The organism is Pseudomonas sp. AK-TSAG1-1 (assembly GCF_056821665.1).
In genome coordinates this window covers 2,786,575-2,807,687 of sequence record NZ_CM165965.1, presented here as the reverse complement: position 1 = coordinate 2,807,687, position 21,113 = coordinate 2,786,575, and the positions used below count along the sequence as shown (strand labels likewise).

Here is a 21,113-nt window from a genome sequence, read left to right as displayed (position 1 = left end):
CCGTTCTTTGGGGCACTCAGCTAATCGGGGTGAAACCTTCAATGTCGTCCGGCCATGCCGTCAGCACTTCGAAGCCCGTCTCCGTCACCGCTACCATGTGCTCCCACTGCGCCGACAACGAGCCGTCCTTGGTCAGCACGGTCCAGCCGTCCGGCATGTTCTTCACATGGCGTTTGCCGGCATTGAGCATCGGCTCGACAGTGAAGATCATCCCCGCCTTGAGCTTCATGCCCTGATTGGGAAAACCGTAATGCAGGATCTGCGGTTCATCGTGATAGACCTTGCCAATGCCATGGCCGCAGTACTCGCGCACCACGCTGAAACCTTCCTTCTCCGCCAGGCTCTGGATCGCATGGCCGATGTCACCCAGCGTCGCGCCCGGGCGCACCATGCGAATGCCGGCGCACATCGCCTCGTAAGTGGTCTTGATCAGGTGCTGCGCCTCAGGCGTCGTCTCACCCACCACGTACATGCGACTGGTGTCGCCGAACCAGCCGTCCTTGATCACCGCGATGTCGAGGTTGACGATGTCGCCGTCCTGCAACGGTGTGCCCGAGGGAATGCCATGGCACACCACATCGTTGACCGAGGCACAGACGGTTTTCGGGAAGCCGTGATAACCGACGTTGGCCGCAATCGCCTTCTGCACATTGACGATGTAATCGTTGCACAACCGATCCAGCTCATCGGTACTCACCCCGGCCTTGACGTGCGGCACCAGCATCGCCAGTACTTCGGCGGCCAGCTTGCCGGCAGCGCGCGACTGGGCGATTTCGGCAGGGGTGTTGATCTTGATCTGGTTTCTCATGCGCTGACGGCTTCCTGAGTCAGTTGATGCAGATCCAGCCCGCCGTTCTGTTCGGCGCGGATCAGCAAGCGGCAAATGGCGCTGTGGTCGAGGTTGGGGTGCAGTTCGGCGAGCATGCCGATGCGCATCCAGTGCTCAGCCTGCGCGTTGATCGAGCGGCTGAGTGCGGTGCTGGAGATGCGCAGGTTCTCGTGCATGTCTTCTGAAATCTTTACGATGCCCATATCCGAATCCGATACGAAGTGTATATGGATCGTATATTAGCCAAGTGCCGTCGGCGATTGCAACCTTGCGCAGGGATTGGCAAATCGCAGGCAAAAAAAAGCTGCCAAAAGAGGCAGCAAAAACTTTAAGAACACGCGATTGATTGGGCTCAGCATAGACGCCGGATAATGACAGTGTCGTGACAACCGCAAATTCATTGAACCGCCCCTGCCCCGTCATCAGGATGTCATCAAGACAGCGGCAGAATCCTCGCAAACCGTCTTGCGCCTTCGACGGACGTTTTGCAAGGACTCCCATGAAATCAGACGCCTCGCTGTTTGCCGCCATCGACCTGGGTTCGAACGCGTTTCGAATGATGATCGGCCAGTCGGTTCGCAGCCGAAAGGGCTTCGTGATTCAGGAGGTGAAAACCTTGCGCGAGCCGGTAAGGCTGGCCGAGGGCTTCGAAGGCGGTGCACTGGACACGATGGCCCTGGATCGTGGCTGGCAGGCGCTGGCACGGTTTGGCAAAAAACTGCGCGGCTTTGAAGCGGGTCGGGTTCGAGCGGTGGCGACCAGCGCCGTACGCGAGGCCGACAATGCGCAATTGTTTCTCGCCAGCGCCGAGCGGCATCTGGGTTTTCCCATTGACGTCATTTGCGGCCATGAGGAGGCGCGCCTGGTGTACGCCGGCGTGACCCACACGCTGGCAGGCGCCGAAGACTTGCGGCTGGTGGTCGACATCGGTGGTGGTTCCACCGAGCTGATTCTGGGCCAGGGTACGCAACCGCTGCTCACTGAAAGCATCGCCATTGGTAGCGGCACGCTGGGTTCACGCTATTTCCCCGACGGACGGATCGCTCCCGGCGCGCTGCAAGAAGCCGAGCGTGTCGCCATCCTGCAATTCGAGAAAGTCGCCCGGCGCTACCGCGCACAGGGCTGGCAGCAGACCATCGGCTCGTCAGGCACCGCACGCATGCTGGCAAAAGTGCTCAAGGCCAATCGGCTCAACGACTTCGGCCAGGACGGCATTACCTATGGCGGCCTGTTGCGCCTGTCGCTCCTGCTGCTGAAAGTGCAGGACGTCCAGCAATTGAAGCTTGCCGGCTTGCAGCCGCATCGCCAGAGCATCCTCCCGGGCGGGCTGGTGCTGATGCTGGCGGCGTTCAAGGTGTTCGGCATTTCGCAGATGGTGCCGTCGGAACCCGGGCTGCGCCTAGGCGTACTTCACGGGTTGATGAGCCGCCACTGACACGGTGTGAGCCCACCTCCCCAATTGCCAAACTGCACAACTCCCTGTGGGAGCGAGCCTGCTCGCGAAAGCGTCCGATCAGCCAACACCCGTGCTGAATCAACCGACCCTTCGTGAGCAAGCCCACTCCCACCCTTGATCCCGGCCAGCCGCAGATCCGCCATCCACCGACTATCCCCTGTGGGAGCGGGCTTGCTAGCGAAGGCGTCCGATCAGCCAACACCCGCGCTGAATCAACCGGCCCCTTCGTGAGCAAGCCCACTCCCACCTTTGATCCCGGCCAGCCGCAGATCCGCCACCCATCGACTATCCCCCTGTGGGAGCGAGCCTGCTCGCGAAGGCGTCCGATCAGCCAACACCCGCGCTGAATCAACCGGCCCCTTCGTGAGCAGGCCCACTCCCACCCTTGATCCCGGCCAGCCGCAGATCCGCCATCCACCAACTATCCCCTGTGGGAGCGGGCTTGCTCGCGAAAGCGTCCGATCAGCCAACAGCCGTGCTGAATCAACCGGCCCCTTCGTGAGCAAGCCCACTCCCACCTTTGATCCCGGCCAGCCGCAGATCCGCCACCCATCGACTATCCCCCTGTGGGAGCGAGCCTGCTCGCGAAGGCGTCCGATCAGCCAACACCCGTGCTGAATCAACCGGCCCCTTCGTGAGCAAGCCCACTCCCACCCTTGATCCCGGCCAGCCGCAGATCCGCCATCCACCGACTATCCCCTGTGGGAGCGGGCTTGCTCGCGAAGGCGTCCGATCAGCCAACACCCGTGCTGAATCAACCGGCCCCTTCGTGAGCAAGCCCACTCCCACCTTTGATCCCGGCCAGCCGCAGATCCGCCACCCATCGACTATCCCCTGTGGGAGCGGGCTTGCTCGCGAAGGCGAAGTGTCAGTCGACACATCCTTGGCTGATGCACCGTGTTCGCCAGCAGGTTCGCTCCCACAGGGGGATTGTGCTCAGGGCTTCAGGCCAGTTCTTTGCGTAGTTGGCGAGCGGCCGTGACCATGTGCACCAGCGCCGCTTCAGTCTCCGGCCAGCCACGGGTTTTCAGGCCGCAGTCCGGGTTGACCCACAGCCGCTCTGCCGGAATCCGCTGGGCGGCCTTGCGCAGCAGGTTGGCCATTTCCGAGGCATCCGGGACGCGTGGCGAGTGGATGTCGTAGACGCCCGGGCCGATCTCGTTCGGGTAGGCGAAGGCTTCGAAAGCATCGAGCAGTTCCATGTTCGAGCGCGAGGTTTCGATGGTGATCACGTCGGCGTCCATCGCGGCGATGGACTCGATCACATCGTTGAACTCGCTGTAGCACATGTGAGTGTGGATCTGGGTTTCGTCACGCACGCCGCAAGCGCACAGGCGGAATACTTCGGTGGCCCAGTCCAGATAGTGCTGCCACTGCGCCCGACGCAATGGCAAACCTTCGCGGAACGCGGCTTCGTCGATCTGCACGATCTTGATCCCGGCGGCTTCCAGATCCACCACCTCATCGCGGATCGCCAACGCCAGTTGGCGAGCCTGGACTTCACGGGACACGTCTTCGCGGGGAAACGACCACATCAGCATGGTCACGGGGCCGGTCAGCATGCCTTTCATGACCTTGTTGGTCAGGCCTTGGGCGTAGCGGATCCACTCCACAGTCATGGCCTTCGGACGACTCAGATCGCCAAAGATCACCGCCGGTTTGACGCAGCGCGAACCGTAGCTCTGCACCCAGCCGAAACGAGTGAACACGTAGCCGTCCAGTTGCTCGGCGAAGTACTCGACCATGTCGTTGCGTTCGGCTTCACCATGCACCAGTACATCGAGCCCCAGTTGCTCCTGGATTTCCACGGCGTGGCGGATTTCGCTGTACATGGCTTCGGTGTATTCGGCTTCGCTCAGCTTGCCCTGCTTGAATGACTGGCGCGCCAGACGAATCGAAGCGGTCTGCGGAAACGAACCGATGGTGGTCGTCGGGAACAATGGCAAGTCGAGCCTGGCGCGTTGTTTGCCGATGCGCCGGGTAAACGGCGACTGGCGCTGGCTGTCTTTGCCTGTGATCGCGGCAACACGCGCCTCGACGGCAGGTTTGTGAATACGGGGGGAAGCGGCGCGAGCCGCCTGAACCGAGCGGCTTTGAGTCAATGCGCGCAGCACGTTGGGTGCTTCCGGCTGGTTGACCGCTTGCGTCAGAACAGCCACCTCTTCGCACTTCTGTACGGCGAACGCCAGCCAGCTTTTCAATTCGGCATCGAGTTGGTCTTCGCGGCCAAGGTCCACCGGGCTGTGCAGCAGCGAGCACGATGGCGCGACCCACAGACGATCACCCAGACGCTCATGCGCATGCTGCAAGGTAACGAGGGCGCTTTCCAGATCGCAGCGCCAGACGTTACGACCATTGACCACACCCAGCGACAACACTTTATAGGCCGGCAGACGATCAAGGATGGTCGGGTACTGCTCCGGTGCGCGCACCAGATCAATGTGCAGGCCATCGACCGGCAAATTGGCGGCCAGACCGAGGTTTTCTTCCAGACCACCGAAGTAGGTGGCAACCAGCTTCTTCAGCGGATCACGCTGAATCTGGTTGTAGGCGCGCTCGAAGGCGTTCTTCCAGTCCTGCGGCAGATCGAGTACCAGAATCGGCTCGTCGATCTGTACCCACTCAACACCGAGTGCGGCTAGCCGGGCGAAGATCTGCCCGTACAGCGGCAGCAAACGATCCAGCAATTCCAGCTTGTCGAATTCGGCGCCTTTGGCCTTGCCCAGCCACAGGTAAGTCAGCGGCCCGATGATCACTGGCTTGACGTTGTGACCCAGTGCCCGGGCCTCTTCGACTTCTTCGAACAACTGTTCCCAGCCAAGCTGAAACTGTTGATCGGCGCTGAATTCCGGGACCAGGTAGTGGTAGTTGGTGTCGAACCACTTGGTCATTTCCTGAGCGTGGGCACCGCCGCAGCAACTGTCGCTGACGCCACGGGCCATGCCGAACAGGGTTTGCAGCGTGGCCTTGCCGTCGTGCGGTCGGAAGCGCTCGGGGATCACGCCGAACATCAACGAGTGGGTGAGCACCTGGTCGTACCAGGCGAAATCGCCCACCGGCAGCAGTTCGATGCCGGCGTTTTTCTGCAGGTCCCAGTGGGCCTTGCGCAGCTCACGACCCACCTCACGCAGGCCGGCCTCGTTCAGTTCTCCTTTCCAGAACGCCTCTTGCGCCTTCTTCAGTTCGCGGTCGCGACCGATGCGCGGAAATCCGAGGGAATGGGCCAGTGCCATAACAAAAAACTCCAATGTCTTGTTGATGGTGGCCATTGTCGAGATCAAGCCTTGGTGAGACAAACTCATTTTAATCTTGATGATCACAAGTTTCCCTCATGATCGAATGATCGCGGCTTATCGCCTCGCAACGATTCCGTTCACGCATCACCCAAGGGTGTGCACTGCAGGATATTGATCAGCAGATCAAGCCGTTGATGACCGATACGACGCCCTTTGAATACTCAATGGCGCCTCGATATAAACCCGCCATAACCGGCCCCTTGCAGGTTTCGATTTTGTTCTATGGTTAGATCGAAATGGCTGAATTCGCGACTGACTAAAGGTTGCGACAGATCATGTCTGAGCCTATGTTGCACGCGAGCTTTTCCCCGCGAATGGAACGCGATCAACACCACTAAGAGGTGAAGAAATGTCAAAGGAATCACGCCCTGCCGTACTTGGGCTGATCGGCAATACTCCGCTGGTTCAAGTCACTCGCTTCGATACCGGACCGTGCACACTGTTTCTCAAACTCGAATCACAGAACCCTGGCGGCTCGATCAAGGATCGCGTCGGCCTGGCGATGATCGACGCCGCTGAACGCGATGGCCGCCTGCAACCGGGTGGCACCATCGTCGAAGCCACCGCTGGCAACACTGGCCTGGGCCTGGCGCTGGTTGGCCGCGCCAAAGGCTACCGCGTGGTGCTGGTGGTGCCGGACAAAATGTCCACCGAGAAAGTCCTGCACTTGAAAGCCATGGGCGCCGAGGTGCACATCACCCGCTCGGATGTCGGCAAGGGTCACCCCGAGTACTACCAGGACGTCGCCGCACGCCTGGCCAAAGACATTCCCGGCGCCTTCTTCGCCGACCAGTTCAACAACCCCGCCAACCCGCTGGCCCACGAGTGCAGTACCGCACCGGAAATCTGGGCGCAGACCGAGCATGACCTGGATGCGATCGTGGTCGGCGTCGGTTCCGCCGGCACCCTGACCGGCCTCAGCCGCTTCTTCAAGCGTGTACAGCCGGATCTGGAAATGGTCCTGGCCGATCCGGTCGGTTCGGTGATGGCGCAATACAGCCGCGACGGCACGATGCCCAAACCCGGATCATGGGCAGTGGAAGGCATCGGCGAGGATTTCATTCCGTCGATTACCGATCTGACCAGCGTGCGCCACGCCTACTCGATCAGCGACGAAGAAAGCTTCGATCATGCCCGCCAGTTGCTGCGCGCCGAAGGCATTCTCGGTGGCTCGTCGACCGGCACCCTGCTCGCCGCCGCGCTGCGTTATTGCCGCGAACAGACCGAGCCAAAACGCGTGGTCAGCTTCGTCTGCGACACCGGTACGCGCTATCTGTCGAAGGTCTACAACGATCAGTGGATGACCGATCAGGGCCTGTTGCAACGCAAGGGTTATGGCGACCTGCGCGACCTGATCGCCCGCCGCTTCGAAGACGGTCGAGTGATCAGCGTCGGCCCCGACGACACCCTGCTGACCGCGTTCCAGCGCATGCGTCTGGCGGACGTCTCGCAACTGCCGGTGCTGGTTGAAGGCAAACAGCTGGTCGGCGTGATCGACGAATCCGACATCCTGCTGGCGGTGCACGAAGACGCCGCACGCTTCAGTCAATCGGTGTCCAGCGTGATGACCGACAAGCTGCAAACCCTCGCGCCCGGCGCCCACCTCGCCGAGCTGGAATCGGTGCTCAGTCGCGGCCTCGTGGCGATCATCGCCGACGCCTCGGGCTTCCACGGCCTGATTACGCGCACCGACATGCTCAACCAATTACGGAGATCCCTCGCATGAGTCAGCACGACGATAAATCCCAAGGCTTCGCGACCCGGGTGATCCACGCCGGGCAAACGCCGGACCCGACTACTGGCGCGCTGATGCCGCCGATCTACGCCAACTCGACGTACCTGCAGGACAGCCCCGGCGTGCACAAGGGCTTCGACTACGGGCGCTCGCACAACCCGACGCGTTTCGCTCTGGAGCGTTGCGTGGCGGATCTGGAGGGCGGCACCCGCGCGTTCGCCTTCGCATCCGGGCTGGCGACGATTTCCACCGTGCTCGAACTGATCGATGCCGGTTCGCACGTCATCTCCGGTAATGACCTGTACGGCGGCACGTTCCGCCTGTTCGACAAGGTGCGCCAGCGCAGTGCCGGGCATCGTTTCAGCTACGTCGATCTGACTGACCTGGCAGCGTTCGAAGCGGCGCTGCAGGACGACACACGCCTGGTCATCGTCGAGTCACCGACCAACCCATTGCTGAGCCTGTCGGACCTCGCCGCTATCGCCCGTATCTGCCGCGCACGCGGGATCATCAGCGTGGCCGACAACACCTTCGCCAGCCCGTATATCCAGCGGCCGCTGGAGCTGGGTTTCGACATCGTGCTGCACTCGACCACCAAGTACCTGAACGGGCACTCGGACGTGATCGGCGGCATTGCGGTGGTTGGGCAGAATGCCGAACTGGCGGACAAACTCGGCTTCCTGCAAAACGCCGTCGGCGCGATTTCCGGGCCGTTCGACGCGTTCCTGACATTGCGCGGGGTGAAAACCCTGGCGCTGCGCATGGAGCGTCATTGCAGCAACGCGCTGGAACTGGCCAAGTGGCTGGAACAGCAACCGCAGGTCAAACGCGTCTACTATCCGGGCCTGCCGTCGCACCCGCAGCATGAGTTGGCCAAACGGCAGATGCACGGTTTTGGCGGGATGATCTCGGTGGATCTGAACAGTGATCTGGAGGGCGCACGGCGCTTTCTGGAAAACGTGAAGATCTTTGCGCTGGCCGAAAGCCTGGGCGGCGTCGAAAGTCTGATCGAGCATCCGGCGATCATGACCCACGCGACCATTCCAGCTGAAACACGCGCGAAACTGGGCATTGGCGATGGCCTGGTGCGTCTGTCGGTGGGTGTCGAAGACCTCGAAGACCTGCGCGCCGATCTGGCACACGCGCTGTCGAAAATCTGATCCTGCAACAACGACAAAGCCCGCAGCAATGCGGGCTTTGTCGTTCGAGTAGGCGGCCAGTGCTGGTCTCTGGCTTACAAGGTTTATCGGGCCTCTCACAGTACAAAGCAACCATGGAAAAAGAGCGGCGCTTTGCTGCCTCACACGGCATAAGGGCTGGATCTCAGCGCGGAGATCTTTCTAACCGTGTACCCTTCGGAACGCGCCCCACGTCCCCTTGCTATCCGCTTGCGCATCAGTCTGCGTCTTCGCCTACACCTTTGAGGCTAGCAAAAGCCTCGTAGCCATGGGCGCCTGTTTTTAGACTGATTTCCTTCAAGCAGTCTTGTGCAAGGAAGTTAACCGACTATCGCTTCCTCGCGCCCGCCACCGGTGCCGCCGTTTTACCGATCTATACTTTTCAGTTCGCTATCGCGGTTTCATGCAATACGTCGACACCCGTGCGCTTTGCAGTGCGCCCGTGCCAATCGCCAATCTGGTCAACCCCGGGCCAACGAATGCTGTGTGGCTGATGGGTCGTGGAGAAAATCATGAAACACACGCTTTTGTCTGGCGCCATTCTTGCGGTCGCAGCGACCGTCATGCTGCCAACGGCCTGGGCTGCACAGCCGCAGGCGGTGGCTTCCGATGGCGCAGACCATGTGAAGGCTGGGGCGGTCGCCTCCGATGGATCTGATCATGTAGGCGCTGGAGCGGTTGCCTCCGATGGTTCCGATCATGTCGGCGCGGGTGCAGTCGCCTCCGACGGTTCCGATCATGTCGGCGCTGGTGCAGTCGCTTCCGACGGTTCCGATCACGTCGGCGCTGGTGCGGTCGCTTCCGACGGTTCCGATCATGTCGGCGCTGGAGCGGTCGCTTCCGATGGCTCAGATCATGTCAGCGCCAATACCCTGGCCTCCGACGGGACCGACAAGGTCGGCGCCAACCGTTATGCCTATTCGCGCGTTGGGGTCGGCTCCGATCGCGTTGCCTCGGCGCTGATGACCGGCAGCTATTCCGACCAGTTCAACAGCCCGCAATAATCGGCATGAGGCGACCCGCCCGGGTCGCCTCACCCACCGCCGCACTAGCACATTTGTGCTAATCGACCGCCCCGCCGCCCGGCGTTATATTCCCTCGCACCCCCCGATGCTCCCCAACATTGCTGCTGTGCAGTGCGCGGGATCGTTGTGCCTGGAAATTAGAACAACACCAAGGAAGAAGCACCATGAAACTGCCTGCAAACCTGTACAAAGTCGCCATCGTCGGCGCCGTGCTGGTCGGCGCCAGCGGTTGCCAGACCGCCAAGCCCACCGAAGCCAGCATGAAAGAACGCGCCCAGACCGTCATCGGCAAACCGGTGTCGAAAATCGACAACATCCGCAGCGACAGCACCCTCACCTACTACACCGCCTACACCCCGGCCGGCGAGTACAACTGCGAGTTACCCAGCGGCGCCATTGTCGCGGTGGCGAGCATGGGCATCATGAGCCCGCCGCTGTCCTGCCTGCCGAAAGGCGCCTCACCACTGCCAGTTCAGTAATTCATCTTCCCGGAAAAGGACGCCGTCCCATCATGAAAACCCTGATCGCAACTCTCACCCTCACCGCCTTCGCCCTGACAGGCTGCGCCACGCCCAAACAGTGGGAAGCCACTGGTGGCAGCAAGAACGACGGCGTCGTTCAGGTCTCCTATGAACTGGGCCAGTTTGAAAGCGGCCAGACCAGCGCCGCGCAAGGCCTGACGGTCGCGATGGAGCGCTGCAAGACCTGGGGCTACAAGAATGCCGAGGTGACCGGCTCGGAGAAAAACATCTGCCGCACCATGGGCCAGTACAACTGCCTGCAAACCACCATCACTCAGGACTACCTCTGCAAGCGTTGATTCAGACCTCGACCGGGTCGGTTTGCCGGTCGCGCAGGGCCCGCAAGGTCGCGCGCAGCTCGGCCGGGCGTACCGGTTTGGACAGGATGGCAATTTGGCGGTCGTGCAAGGCCGCCTGTATTTTTTCAATGTCATGGCCGGTGATGATCATGGCCGGCACCGCGAAGCCGCGCTGACGCCGCACGGCGTCGATGCACTCGATACCGTTGCTGTGCGGGCCGAGGTCATAGTCGGCGACGATGATCTCGCAGTCCGTCAGCAGATCCACGCCCGTCAGCTCCGCCTGCACCACGCAGCCCCAACGCTCGAGCAGCGCCGAGGTTGCCAGCAGCACGTTGCGGTCATCCTCCACCAGACACACCTTCAAACCGGTCAACAGACCGACCTGCCGCGCGTCATCACGACCGGTCGACAACGGCGGCTGCGCAGCGACAGGCAACCCGAACAAGGTCACCGCCGTTCCCCGCCCAAGCTGCGAGCGCAGCGCGACATCGACACCCACCAACTGCCCCAGACGCTTGACGATCGACAGCCCGAGACCCACGCCTTCGACGTCCTTGTCACGCACCTGGCGCACCCGGTAGAACTCTTCGAAAACCTTGGGCAAATGCTCTTCGGCGATCCCGTTGCCCTGGTCATAAATCACGATCGCGAGCCCGGTTCCACGCCGACGGACACCCATCAGCACCGGACGATGTGCCCCGTATTTGAAGCAATTGGAGAGCACGTTCTGCACCATGGTCGCGAGCAGCGCCGGATCAGTTCGCACCCAGTAGGGGCAACGTCGCAAGCGCAGTTCCACGCCTGCCCAACGCGCCGCTTCGGTATTCTGCCGGACCAGATCGGCGAGCCACTCGCCCAGATTGAACACCTGCAGCTTGGGCAGGACGCGTCCGTTGTCGAGGGTGTACAGATCGAGAATCGAGCGGAACAACTGCGAAACGTTGAGCAACGAACGGTCGATGTTGTCGACCAGCTGCCGCTCGTCCGCACCCAGCGGCGATTCGCGCAGGCACGCGGTAAACAGGCCGATAGAGTGAATCGGCTGGCGCAGATCGTGACTGGCCTGAGCCAGAAACCGCGACTTTTCCAGATTAGCCGCGACGGCCTCTTCGGACGCCTTGCGCGTACGCTCCAGCAGCAAGTGCGCGTAGAACGGGATCACCGTGCTGGTGAGCATCAGCATCAACACCATGTACGGTTGCGCCTGCCACACCGGCGTCAGCCGATAAACCGCCATCAACGCCACCAGCGCCAGCCCCGTGGCAATCGCCAGATAGCGCGAGCCGTAGCGCATGCCGTTGCCCAGGTTGACCCAGATGATCACCGCATACAGCGGCAACGCCGCTTCGCCACCGATCACCAGGCCAAAGCAGGTGCCGGTGTAATCGTGGACCATGCCGAAAATCCGCCGCGCCGGATAATGCCCGGGCCAACGCACGATGGCCTGGCGCAGGCCGATCGACGCCAGCAGAAACAGGGCGATGTAAACCACCACCGGCACATAGGTGTCGAAGCGCTGACCTGGCAAGACACCGAGCGCGCAGATATACACCATGGCAATGCTGGCGATGATAATCCGCAGATTGGCCTGATCCAGCTCGGTGTTTTTCTCGAACTTCATGGGCAACGTCCTTGTGCAACCGTCGTCAGATTCAGCACCCGGCGACAGGCAAACTGCGCCGGCGGTGCTAAGGTGCATGCCGTGAACAACGCCTGATCCAGGGAGGGTCACGCCATGACATGCCGAATCATCATAGCCGACGATCACCCACTGTTTCGCGAAGCCATGCGGCGCACCGTGCAGCGCCTGCTGCCCGAGGCGACGCTCGAGGAAGCCGGAGATCTCGACGCCGTGCAGGCCTTGCTGCCCGGCGGCAGCGAGCCGGACACGCTGATTCTCGACCTGCGTTTCCCCGGCCTGACGTGCATCAGCCAACTCGCCGACCTGCGCCGAAAGTTGCCGCGCACCACATTGATCGTGGTGTCGATGGTGGACGACGAAGCCCTGATCGGTGAAGTGATGGCGGCCAGCATCGACGGTTTCATCGGCAAGAACATCGCCCCGGACGAAATCGGTGAGGCGATCCTGGCGATCCGTGAAGGCGAAGTGCTGGTGAGGTTCGCACCTTCAGGGCTATTACCGCTGGAGACCGGCGCCGCCCTCACCCCGCGTCAGCAGGACGTGTTGCGGCTGATCGCCCAAGGCAAGACCAACAAGGAAATCGCCCGGGCGCTGGATATCTCGCCGTTCACCGTGCGCATCCATGTGTCGTCGTTGTTGCGCGCGCTGAACGTGCCGTCGCGGGCAGCCGCCGCCGTGAAGTATTCGGGAGGCAGCGGGACAATTTAAATGAACCCTGCGCGCCGAGGCTCACCTAACTGAGAGACCATCAGGAGGTAGCCCATGCAAATTGAACCCGTCTGGATCGTACTCGCCGTCGTTCTTGTGATCATAGAATTGTGGGCGATCAACAGGGTGCGCAAGAGCGCAGACAAAGGCAGCAACAAGGGCGTGTGGATCATCGCCATCGTCTTCCTGCCGTTGTTTGGCCTGATTGCCTGGGCCTTGGCCGGCCCGAAACATGTAACTCAAGACTGAAAGGCTGTTTCTTGACAATGCCCTGCGCGGTCAACTGTGGGAGCGAGCCTGCTCGCGAAGGCTGACCGCCGGGCAACACAGCATTACGGATCGACCTGCGCCATCAACTCCGGCACCGATTCCGGCCGTTTTGCATAACGCTGCGCCAACACCGCGCAGACCATCAATTGAATCTGATGGAACAGCATCAGCGGCAGAATCAACACACCAATCGTGCTGCCGGCAAACAGCACCTGCGCCATCGGCACGCCGGTGGCCAGGCTCTTCTTCGAACCGCAGAACAGAATGGTGATGCGGTCTTCCTGGCTGAAGCCGAACACCTTGCCCAGCAGCGTCGAGGCCAACAGCACCAGCGCCAGCAGAATGCAGCAGACCACCACCAGACCCAGCAGATCGACCACCGGGATCTGATGCCAGATGCCCTCGTTGACCGCCTCGCTGAACGCGCCGTAGACCACCAGCAGAATCGAACCCTGATCGACGAATTTCAGCCAGTTTTTGTTGCGCCCGACCCATGCGCCGATCCAGCGGCGGGCGATCTGCCCGGCAATGAATGGGAGCAGCAATTGCACGCTGATCTTCAGGATCGCATCCAGTGTCGAGCCGCCATCACCGTGCACGTTCAACAGCAGCGTCACCAGCAACGGCGTGAGGAAAATCCCGAACAGGCTCGACGCCGCCGCACTGCAGATCGCCGCCGGAATATTGCCCCGGGCGAGTGAGGTGAAGGCAATCGCCGACTGCACGGTGGCGGGCAACGCGCAGAGGTAGAGCATGCCCATGTACAGCTTGTCGCCGATCAGCGGTGACAGCAGCGGTTTCAGCGCCAGCCCGAGGATCGGGAACAGCACAAAAGTCAGGCCGAACACCAACAGGTGCAAGCGCCAGTGGCCGGCACCGGCGATGATCGATTCGCGCGACAGCTTGGCGCCGTGCAGGAAAAACAGCAGCGCGATGGCGATATTGGTCAGCCAGCCGAACCCGACCGCGACCTGACCGCTGGCCGGCAGAAAACTGGCGAGCAGCACGACGCCGATCAGGGTCAGGGTGAAATTGTCGGGCAGGAATCTTGGGCGGGTCATGGGTTTGTTCATCCGGGGGTTGCCAGTACGTGACTGCGACTCTAACGTGAGCAGAAATTACCGACTAACGCCGAAGAGCCAGTAGATGCCGCCTAAAGGACACGAGAAAAGCTTCCGGCGCAGCATTCCCGGGCTACCCAGCCTGCCGCGTCCGCTGTACGGGCGCACCGAATCGTTGCCTAATCGCGCACTGACCCGGCGTCACAGTCACCCGTGGGTGCAATTGTCGTACGCGATTCAGGGTGTGCTCGAAGTGCAGACCAGCGCCGGGCGTTTCGTCGCCCCACCGGAGCGCGCGGTGTTGATTCCGGCAGGCGTTCCGCATCGTGTGTTCAGCTCGCCGCACACCGAAATGCGCAGCTTGTACATCGATTGCAGCGTGGCCGGCTGGGCGCTTGAACGCTGTCATGTGCTCGGCGTCAGCGACCTGTTGCGCGAGCTGATTCGCGCGTTCAGTCGGGTGCCAGTGGAATACGACCAGAACGGTGCGCATGGCCGGCTGGCCCAGGTGATCCTCGATCAATTGGCCGAGGCGCCGCAGATCGACCTGATGTTGCCACTGCCACAGGACAGTCGTCTGCGGCAGATCTATTCAAGCCTGGAGCAACATCCGGAACAGCAGACCACACTGCAGCACTGGAGCGAACAATTCGGCATCACCGAAAAAACCCTCAGCCGTTTGTTTTTACGCGACACCGGTCTGACCTTCCGCGCCTGGCGCCAACGCCTGCGCCTGTTGGGCGCGTTAACCCCGCTGGAGCGCGGCGAACGCGTCACCGATGTGGCTCTGGCCTGCGGTTATGACTCGACATCGGCGTTCATCGCTGCCTTCCGGCAGCAGTTTGGCGAGACGCCGGGAGAGTTTTTTCGTTGAGTTTTGTCGATATTTATCGAATTAGCACATGCCATTCGGCAAAGTTCAGGGTAGAGTTTCGCCCATACGGAATTCTTTACACGTTTCGACGATAACCATAATGACCCACCCCTTTAGCGAACCTGTCGGCGGTAACAGCATGATCGAAGTCACTGAAGTCTCCATTGCTCAATTACGCGCGGCGCTCGACGCCGGCCGGACCACCGCGGTTGAACTGGTGCAGGCCTATCTGGCCCGGATCGACGCCTACGACGGCCCGAACACCGCCACAGCGCTGAATGCCGTGGTGGTGCGCAACCCCGAGGCACTGGCCGAAGCCCAGGCCTCAGACGCGCGCCGGGCCAAGGGCGAAACCCTGGGCCCGCTCGACGGTATCCCTTACACCGCCAAGGACAGCTACCTGGTCAAGGGGCTGACCGCTGCTTCCGGCAGCCCGGCGTTTGCCGATCTGGTGGCGCATCGCGACGCGTTCACCATCGAACGCCTGCGCGCCGCCGGGGCAATCTGCCTGGGCAAGACCAACATGCCGCCGATGGCCAATGGCGGCATGCAGCGTGGTGTCTATGGCCGGGCCGAAAGCCCGTACAACGCCGCCTACCTGACGGCGCCGTTCGCCTCCGGTTCGTCCAACGGTGCCGGCACCGCCACCGCCGCGAGCTTCTCGGCCTTCGGTCTGGCGGAAGAAACCTGGTCGAGCGGGCGCGGCCCGGCTTCGAACAACGGTTTGTGCGCCTACACGCCGTCGCGCGGAGTGATTTCGGTGCGCGGCAACTGGCCGCTGACGCCAACCATGGACGTGGTTGTGCCGTACGCGCGAACCATGGCCGACCTGCTCGAAGTGCTCGATGTGGTGGTCGCGCAAGACCCCGACACCCGTGGCGATCTGTGGCGCCTGCAGCCGTGGGTGCCGATTCCGAGCGTCGACTCGGTGCGCCCCGCCTCCTACGCCGAACTGGCAGTGAAGCCTGCTGCACTGGCCGGCAAACGCCTCGGCGTGCCAAAGATGTACATCAACGCCGACCCTGAAGCCGGCACCAGTGAAGCCCCGGGCATCGGTGGCCCGACCGGGCAACGCATCAACACCCGCCCATCGGTGATCGACCTGTGGAAACAGGCCCGCGTCGCCCTGGAAGCGGCCGGCGCCGAAGTCATCGAAGTGGATTTCCCACTGGTCTCCAACTGCGAAGGCGACCGCCCCGGCGCACCGACCGTGTTCAATCGCGGCATCGTCTCCAAGGAGTTCCTGCACCAGGAGCTGTGGGATCTGTCGGCCTGGGCCTTCGACGATTTCCTGCGCGCCAACGGCGATCCGAAGCTCAACCGTCTGGCCGACGTCGACGGGCCGAAGATCTTCCCGCACGACCCCGGCACCCTGCCCAACCGTGAAGGCGATCTGGCCGCCGGTATGGACGAATACGTGCGCATGGCCGAGCGCGGCATCACCCCGTGGGACCAGATCCCGACCCTGCCGGACGGCCTGCGCGGCCTGGAAAAGACCCGCAAGCTCGACCTGGAAGACTGGATGGACACGCTCAAACTCGACGCGGTGCTGTTCCCGACCAACGCCGACGTTGGCCCGGCGGATGCCGATATCAATCCGGAATCGGCAGACATTGCCTGGAGCAACGGCATCTGGGTCGCCAACGGCAACCTGGCGATCCGTCACCTGGGCGTACCGACCGTCACCGTGCCGATGGGCATCATGGCGGACATCGGCATGCCGGTCGGCCTGACCTTCGCCGGTCGCGCCTATGATGACTCGAATCTGCTGCGCCTGGCCTCCGCATTTGAAGCCACCGGCTCAAAGCGTCAGGTACCGCCGCGCACGCCGGCGCTGACTTCCGGCAAGTAACAACACAGGACGGGATTGGGGCCGCAAAGGTCTCAATCCTTTCTGTCCTGCAACGCCCTTCCCGCCAGCGCTCACCTCCAACACTTCGTTTTTCCCGAACTGATGCTCAGGAATAAGCGATTTTTCTTGCGCACAATCTCCCCGCTAGCATGGCCTCGTCTACTCCCAAACCCGCTCGGACAAGGAGAACGCCATGTCGCCCCTGAATATCGGCGAACCGTGGATGTGGGGCGCCTTTATCGTCTTCGTCCTCGCCATGCTTGCACTGGACCTGTTCGTCTTCGGCGGACGCAAGGCGCATCGAGTGTCGGTGCGGGAAGCATCATGCTGGGTGATCGCCTGGTGCGCGCTGGCCATGGCGTTCGCTGGATTGCTCTGGTGGTACTTGAACGGCGAGTTCGGCGCCGAAATCGCTCAGCGCAAGACCCTGGAATTCCTCACCGGGTATCTGATCGAGCAATCGCTGTCGATCGACAACATGTTCGTCTTCGTGATGATCTTCAGCTACTTCGCCGTGCCGCCGGAACTGCAACGCCGGGTGCTGCTGTACGGCGTGCTTGGGGCGATTGTGATGCGTGCGGCGATGATCTTCGCCGGCGTGTGGCTGGTGTCGCAGTTCGAATGGCTGCTGTATGCCTTCGGGGTGTTCTTGATCATCACCGGGATCAAGATGCTGATGTTCGCCGAGCAGCAACCGGACCTCGACAACAACCCGTTGCTGCGCTGGGTGCGTGGGCATTTGCGGATCACCAAGGGCTTTCATGGCGAACGCTTTTTCGTCCGGCAGAACGGCGTGCGCTGGGCGACGCCGATGTTCCTGGTGCTGGTACTGATCGAGGCCAGCGACCTGATGTTCGCGGTCGACAGCATCCCGGCGATCTTCGCCGTCACCACCGACCCGTTCATTGTCTTCACCTCGAACATCTTCGCGATCATGGGCCTGCGGGCGCTGTACTTTCTGTTGGCGGACATGGCCGACCGCTTTCATCTGCTCAAGTACGGACTGGCGATCGTACTGGTGTTCATCGGCGGCAAGATGACATTGATGCCCTGGATTCACATGCCGGTGGAATGGTCACTGGCGGTGGTGGGCGGGGTGATTCTGGGATCGGTGGTGTTGAGCCTGATCGTCACCCGCAAGGAAAACGTCCAACTCTAGGAGCGAGCCTGCTCGCGATGGCGGTGTGTCATCCGCTGAAGATGTCGGCTGATCCGGCGCCTTCGCGAGCAAGCCCGCTCCCACAGGGGGTCGTCGGTGGAGGGAGAATTCGGGGCTGACCGGGGTCAAGGATGGGAGTGGGCTTGCTCACGAAGGCGGTGTGTCATCCGCTGAAGATGTCGGCTGATCCGGCGCCTTCGCGAGCAAGCCCGCTCCCACAGGGGATTGGCGGTGGATGGAGAATTCGGGGCTGACCGGGATCAAGGGTGGGAGTGGGCTTGCTCACGAAGGCGGTGGGTCATTTGGTGAAGATGGTGGCTGATCCGGCGCCTTTGCGAGCAGGCTCATTCCTGTAGGGGAACGGTTTACTTGTCGGATTTGATGCTGGTCCACACCCGGGTGCGTACGCGTTCGAGCTTCTGCGGTAGTGGCTGGACGACGTACAGGGTTTTCAGCGCTTCGCTGGTCGGCGTCAGGTTCGGGTTGCCGGTGATGTCCTTGTTGACCAGCGACATCGAGTCCTTGTTCACGTTCGGGTAACCGAGGAAGTCGCTGATTGGCGCAATCACTTTCGGGTCAAGCAGCGTGTTGAGGAATTCATGCGCCTCTTCGACATTCTTCGCGCTCTTTGGAATCGCGAAAGTATCGAACCAGATTGGCGCGCCCTCCTTCGGCAGACGCCAGTCGACCACCACGCCGTTGCCCGCCTCTTTGGCGCGATTACCGAACTGATAGAAGCTGCCGGAGTAACCGATGGCCACGCAAATGTCGCCGTTGGCGATGTCGGTCATGTACTTGGCCGAGTTGAAGTAGGTGACATAAGGGCGAATCTTCAGCATCAGATCCTTGGCCTTTTCATAGTCGGCAGGGTTCTGGCTGTTCGGGTCGAGGCCGAGGTAATGCAGGGCCAGCGGCAGAATCTCCGACGGCGAATCGAGCATCGCCACGCCGCAGGATTTGAGTTTCTCCATGTTCTGCGGCTTGAACACCAGATCCCAACTGTCCACCGGTGCGTTGTCGCCCAATGCAGCCTTGACCTTGGCCGGGTTGAAGCCGATCAGCACGGTGCCGTACATGTAGGGCACGCCGTACTGGTTACCGGGGTCGTTGGCATCCAGCAGCTTGAGCAGCGCCGGGTCCTGGTGGCTCCAGTTCGGCAGCTTCGACTTGTCGAGTTTCTGGAACACGCCAGCCTTGATCTGGGTGTCGATGAACTGGTTCGACGGCACCACCAGGTCGTAGCCGGAGTTGCCGGTGAGCAACTTGGCTTCCAGCGATTCGTTGGTGTCGAAGGTGTCCCAGGTCACTTTGATGCCGGTCTTCGTGGCGAAATCCTTGGGCACGGACGGCAGGATGTAATCCGCCCAGTTGTACACCCGCAGCTCGCGCTGTTCGGCGTGCACCGCGCTGGCCAGCAGCGTCAGCCCACACACGGTGGCACCCAGAATGCGTTTGATCGTGACCATGGTTGTTTCCCCGGATTGCGACGTGAGATCGATGGTTTTTATGTTCTGTACACGGCAGCGGCTGTAAAGGTAGCCAAGGGCAAGGAAGGTTCAGCGTTTCGTTGTAGCGTTGATTCTTGCCGACAGCGGGGTCGCGGCACAGTGGGTGATGGGCCAAAAGGGGATCGAAATGGCCAATTTGAATGACCGCCGGAATGCGGAAACTAAAATGCCCGGCGCAGTGCCGGGCCTTTCAAAGGGGAGACGAACTCAGTCGGTGTAACCCAACCGCGCCGCCCTGCTCCGTTGAGTCTGCCCACGAGTGGCGAGGCAGTAATACAGCGGCACCGTCACCACCAGGCCGAACAGCCACGACAGGTCCGCACCGTCCACCAGGTTGGCGTATGGCCCGACGTACAACGAGGTATTGGCGAATGGCAGCTGCACGATGATGCCGATGAAATAGGCAATGATCGCGTGCAGGTTGAAGCGCCCGTAAATCCCGCCGTCAGCACGGAAGATCGAAGTGATGTCATACACGCCGCGCTTGATCAGGTAGAAGTCGATCAGGTTGATCGACGCCCACGGCACCAGCACCAGCAGCAACGCAAGAATCAGCCCGATGAATTGCGAAATGAAATCCGCCGAGGCCCCCAGCGCAACCACACAGCAACCCGCCAACACCACGCTCGACAGCAGCACGCGCACCTTGATGCTTGGCGTCCACTGGCTGGCAAACGTCTGGATCGAGGTGATGATCGACAGCACCGCGCCGTACAGATTCAAGGCGTTATGGCTGATGATATTGAGCAGGAACAGCACCATCAGAATCGGCCCCAACCACCCGGTGGACTGCCTGACCGCCGCCATCGCCTCGGTGCCTTCAGGCGTTGCCAGCACCGCCACGGCGCCGAAACTGAAAGACAGAATCGTGCCCAGCGTCGCGCCCAGGTAAGTCGCGAAAAACGGCTTGGCGATACCGATGTCCGCCGGCAGGTAACGCGAATAGTCGGACACGTATGGCGAGAAGCTGATCTGCCAGATGATCCCCAGCGACACCGTCGCCAGCCAGCCCGACAGGTTGAAGCTACCGCGCGTCAGAAAGTCCGCTGGCAAATCGTGAGCAAAGATGTAAATGAAACCGGCGAGCAGCGCGCTGCCCATCACCCAGGTGCCGATGCGGTTGAGCGTATGGATGAAGTTGTAGCCGATCACACCAATCGCCGTGGCCGCCAGCGCACCCGTCAGAATGCTCAGCGGCGCGGGCACCGACGGCGCAATGCCGACAATCGATTTGCCGGCAAGGACGATGTTGGAAATGAAGAAACCAATGTAGATGAGCGCCGCGAAGAACACGATCAACAGCGCGCCATAACGCCCGAACTGGCCGCGACTCTGGACCATTTGCGGAATGCCCATGCGCGGGCCTTGCGCCGACGCCAGGGCAATCACTACCCCGCCGATCAGGTGCCCCAGCGCAATTGCCAGCAACCCCCAGAGCAAATCGAGATGAAACACCTGAACCACCATGGCGCCGGTGACGATGGGCAGTGGCGCGATGTTGGTGCTGAACCACAAGGTGAAAAGGTCGCGGGCCTTCCCGTGGCGTTCCGCGAGTGGGACGTAGTCGACCGTATGATTCTCGATCAACGGATCTTGCCGGGACATCTGGGACATATGCATGAACTCGAGTTTGTCTGTTCTTATCTTTGTATGAAGCCAAACCGGGGGAGCTCTGTGGCCGCCCCTCAGATGCAGAC

General features: G+C 61.5%; 18 protein-coding genes. 11 read left to right on the top strand and 7 right to left on the bottom strand.

Translation table 11 applies throughout. The features are described 5' to 3' along the window. Positions 1 to 16 precede the first annotated feature (16 nt). Positions 17 to 808: a type I methionyl aminopeptidase gene (gene map / locus AC1UK9_RS12580; protein ID WP_482580259.1), complete on the bottom strand. Its 792-nt coding sequence runs from the start codon at positions 806 to 808 to the stop codon at positions 17 to 19. After that, positions 805 to 1,032, bottom strand: a complete 228-nt coding sequence (locus AC1UK9_RS12575; RefSeq protein ID WP_025111624.1) for a ParD-like family protein — start codon at positions 1,030 to 1,032, stop codon at positions 805 to 807. Before AC1UK9_RS12575 ends, map begins: the two co-directional genes overlap by 4 nt. Before the next feature lie 296 nt (positions 1,033 to 1,328). On the opposite strand from AC1UK9_RS12575, the gene AC1UK9_RS12570 reads away from it, so the two are divergent. After that, positions 1,329 to 2,264, top strand: a complete 936-nt coding sequence (locus AC1UK9_RS12570; protein WP_473015452.1) for a Ppx/GppA phosphatase family protein — start codon at positions 1,329 to 1,331, stop codon at positions 2,262 to 2,264. A gap of 965 nt (positions 2,265 to 3,229) precedes the next feature. Here the strand turns inward: AC1UK9_RS12570 and metE are convergent. Next, entirely contained in the window at positions 3,230 to 5,518 is a 2,289-nt protein-coding gene (metE, locus tag AC1UK9_RS12565) for a 5-methyltetrahydropteroyltriglutamate--homocysteine S-methyltransferase (RefSeq protein WP_482580257.1), read from the bottom strand. A 412-nt stretch (positions 5,519 to 5,930) separates the two neighbouring features. Here metE and AC1UK9_RS12560 point away from each other — a divergent pair, with 412 nt between their 5' ends. The 5 genes from AC1UK9_RS12560 to yecR all read left to right on the top strand — a co-directional run bounded on the left by AC1UK9_RS12560 (position 5,931) and on the right by yecR (position 10,339). Further along, complete coding sequence (locus AC1UK9_RS12560; protein ID WP_025111621.1) at positions 5,931 to 7,307, top strand: pyridoxal-phosphate dependent enzyme; 1,377 nt, start codon at positions 5,931 to 5,933, stop codon at positions 7,305 to 7,307. Continuing rightward, a complete protein-coding gene (locus tag AC1UK9_RS12555) occupies positions 7,304 to 8,476 on the top strand; it encodes a cystathionine gamma-synthase (RefSeq protein ID WP_473015448.1) in 1,173 nt (390 codons plus the stop codon). Before AC1UK9_RS12560 ends, AC1UK9_RS12555 begins: the two co-directional genes overlap by 4 nt. Before the next feature lie 530 nt (positions 8,477 to 9,006). After that, entirely contained in the window at positions 9,007 to 9,498 is a 492-nt protein-coding gene (locus AC1UK9_RS12550; protein ID WP_482580255.1) for a phage infection protein, read from the top strand. A 185-nt stretch (positions 9,499 to 9,683) separates the two neighbouring features. Then, complete coding sequence (locus tag AC1UK9_RS12545) at positions 9,684 to 9,998, top strand: hypothetical protein (protein WP_473015446.1); 315 nt, start codon at positions 9,684 to 9,686, stop codon at positions 9,996 to 9,998. 32 nt (positions 9,999 to 10,030) lie between these two features. Beyond that, entirely contained in the window at positions 10,031 to 10,339 is a 309-nt protein-coding gene (gene yecR / locus AC1UK9_RS12540; protein WP_025111617.1) for a YecR family lipoprotein, read from the top strand. Between the two features lies 1 nt (position 10,340). Here yecR and AC1UK9_RS12535 read toward each other — a convergent pair whose 3' ends face one another. After that, a complete protein-coding gene (locus AC1UK9_RS12535; RefSeq protein ID WP_482580253.1) occupies positions 10,341 to 11,963 on the bottom strand; it encodes an ATP-binding response regulator in 1,623 nt (540 codons plus the stop codon). Between the two features lie 114 nt (positions 11,964 to 12,077). Between AC1UK9_RS12535 and AC1UK9_RS12530 the strand changes: the two genes are divergently transcribed. After that, positions 12,078 to 12,692 (top strand): LuxR C-terminal-related transcriptional regulator, encoded by a 615-nt coding sequence (locus AC1UK9_RS12530; RefSeq protein WP_482580252.1) that lies wholly within the window; start codon positions 12,078 to 12,080, stop codon positions 12,690 to 12,692. 54 nt (positions 12,693 to 12,746) lie between these two features. Continuing rightward, complete coding sequence (locus AC1UK9_RS12525) at positions 12,747 to 12,941, top strand: PLDc N-terminal domain-containing protein (protein WP_025111614.1); 195 nt, start codon at positions 12,747 to 12,749, stop codon at positions 12,939 to 12,941. Between the two features lie 83 nt (positions 12,942 to 13,024). On the opposite strand, the gene AC1UK9_RS12520 is transcribed toward AC1UK9_RS12525, so the two are convergent. Further along, the gene (locus tag AC1UK9_RS12520) at positions 13,025 to 14,023 is read right to left on the bottom strand and encodes a bile acid:sodium symporter family protein (RefSeq protein WP_025111613.1); all 999 of its coding nucleotides are present in this window, start codon (positions 14,021 to 14,023) and stop codon (positions 13,025 to 13,027) included. 85 nt (positions 14,024 to 14,108) lie between these two features. Between AC1UK9_RS12520 and AC1UK9_RS12515 the strand changes: the two genes are divergently transcribed. The 3 genes from AC1UK9_RS12515 to AC1UK9_RS12505 all read left to right on the top strand — a co-directional run bounded on the left by AC1UK9_RS12515 (position 14,109) and on the right by AC1UK9_RS12505 (position 17,908). Next, on the top strand, positions 14,109 to 14,897 hold the full coding sequence (locus AC1UK9_RS12515; protein WP_482580251.1) for an AraC family transcriptional regulator: 789 nt from the start codon (positions 14,109 to 14,111) through the stop codon (positions 14,895 to 14,897). A 139-nt stretch (positions 14,898 to 15,036) separates the two neighbouring features. Next, positions 15,037 to 16,749, top strand: coding sequence for an amidase (locus AC1UK9_RS12510; protein ID WP_482580472.1), 1,713 nt, complete (start codon positions 15,037 to 15,039; stop codon positions 16,747 to 16,749). Positions 16,750 to 16,942: 193 nt separating this feature from the next. Continuing rightward, positions 16,943 to 17,908 (top strand): TerC family protein, encoded by a 966-nt coding sequence (locus AC1UK9_RS12505; RefSeq protein WP_482580250.1) that lies wholly within the window; start codon positions 16,943 to 16,945, stop codon positions 17,906 to 17,908. 365 nt (positions 17,909 to 18,273) lie between these two features. On the opposite strand, the gene AC1UK9_RS12500 is transcribed toward AC1UK9_RS12505, so the two are convergent. After that, entirely contained in the window at positions 18,274 to 19,374 is a 1,101-nt protein-coding gene (locus tag AC1UK9_RS12500) for a polyamine ABC transporter substrate-binding protein (protein ID WP_025111609.1), read from the bottom strand. 249 nt (positions 19,375 to 19,623) lie between these two features. Continuing rightward, positions 19,624 to 21,030 carry a purine-cytosine permease family protein gene (locus AC1UK9_RS12495; protein WP_473015439.1) on the bottom strand — a complete coding sequence of 469 codons (1,407 nt, stop codon included), beginning with the start codon at positions 21,028 to 21,030 and terminating at the stop codon, positions 19,624 to 19,626. Positions 21,031 to 21,113: the final 83 nt, after the last annotated feature.

Coding starts and splice junctions, on each gene's coding strand:
- map (WP_482580259.1), bottom strand. CDS start 808: ATGAGAAACCAGATCAAGATCAACACCCCTGCCGAAATCGCCCAGTCG.
- AC1UK9_RS12575 (WP_025111624.1), bottom strand. CDS start 1,032: ATGGGCATCGTAAAGATTTCAGAAGACATGCACGAGAACCTGCGCATC.
- AC1UK9_RS12570 (WP_473015452.1), top strand. CDS start 1,329: ATGAAATCAGACGCCTCGCTGTTTGCCGCCATCGACCTGGGTTCGAAC.
- metE (WP_482580257.1), bottom strand. CDS start 5,518: ATGGCACTGGCCCATTCCCTCGGATTTCCGCGCATCGGTCGCGACCGC.
- AC1UK9_RS12560 (WP_025111621.1), top strand. CDS start 5,931: ATGTCAAAGGAATCACGCCCTGCCGTACTTGGGCTGATCGGCAATACT.
- AC1UK9_RS12555 (WP_473015448.1), top strand. CDS start 7,304: ATGAGTCAGCACGACGATAAATCCCAAGGCTTCGCGACCCGGGTGATC.
- AC1UK9_RS12550 (WP_482580255.1), top strand. CDS start 9,007: ATGAAACACACGCTTTTGTCTGGCGCCATTCTTGCGGTCGCAGCGACC.
- AC1UK9_RS12545 (WP_473015446.1), top strand. CDS start 9,684: ATGAAACTGCCTGCAAACCTGTACAAAGTCGCCATCGTCGGCGCCGTG.
- yecR (WP_025111617.1), top strand. CDS start 10,031: ATGAAAACCCTGATCGCAACTCTCACCCTCACCGCCTTCGCCCTGACA.
- AC1UK9_RS12535 (WP_482580253.1), bottom strand. CDS start 11,963: ATGAAGTTCGAGAAAAACACCGAGCTGGATCAGGCCAATCTGCGGATT.
- AC1UK9_RS12530 (WP_482580252.1), top strand. CDS start 12,078: ATGACATGCCGAATCATCATAGCCGACGATCACCCACTGTTTCGCGAA.
- AC1UK9_RS12525 (WP_025111614.1), top strand. CDS start 12,747: ATGCAAATTGAACCCGTCTGGATCGTACTCGCCGTCGTTCTTGTGATC.
- AC1UK9_RS12520 (WP_025111613.1), bottom strand. CDS start 14,023: ATGACCCGCCCAAGATTCCTGCCCGACAATTTCACCCTGACCCTGATC.
- AC1UK9_RS12515 (WP_482580251.1), top strand. CDS start 14,109: ATGCCGCCTAAAGGACACGAGAAAAGCTTCCGGCGCAGCATTCCCGGG.
- AC1UK9_RS12510 (WP_482580472.1), top strand. CDS start 15,037: ATGATCGAAGTCACTGAAGTCTCCATTGCTCAATTACGCGCGGCGCTC.
- AC1UK9_RS12505 (WP_482580250.1), top strand. CDS start 16,943: ATGTCGCCCCTGAATATCGGCGAACCGTGGATGTGGGGCGCCTTTATC.
- AC1UK9_RS12500 (WP_025111609.1), bottom strand. CDS start 19,374: ATGGTCACGATCAAACGCATTCTGGGTGCCACCGTGTGTGGGCTGACG.
- AC1UK9_RS12495 (WP_473015439.1), bottom strand. CDS start 21,030: ATGTCCCAGATGTCCCGGCAAGATCCGTTGATCGAGAATCATACGGTC.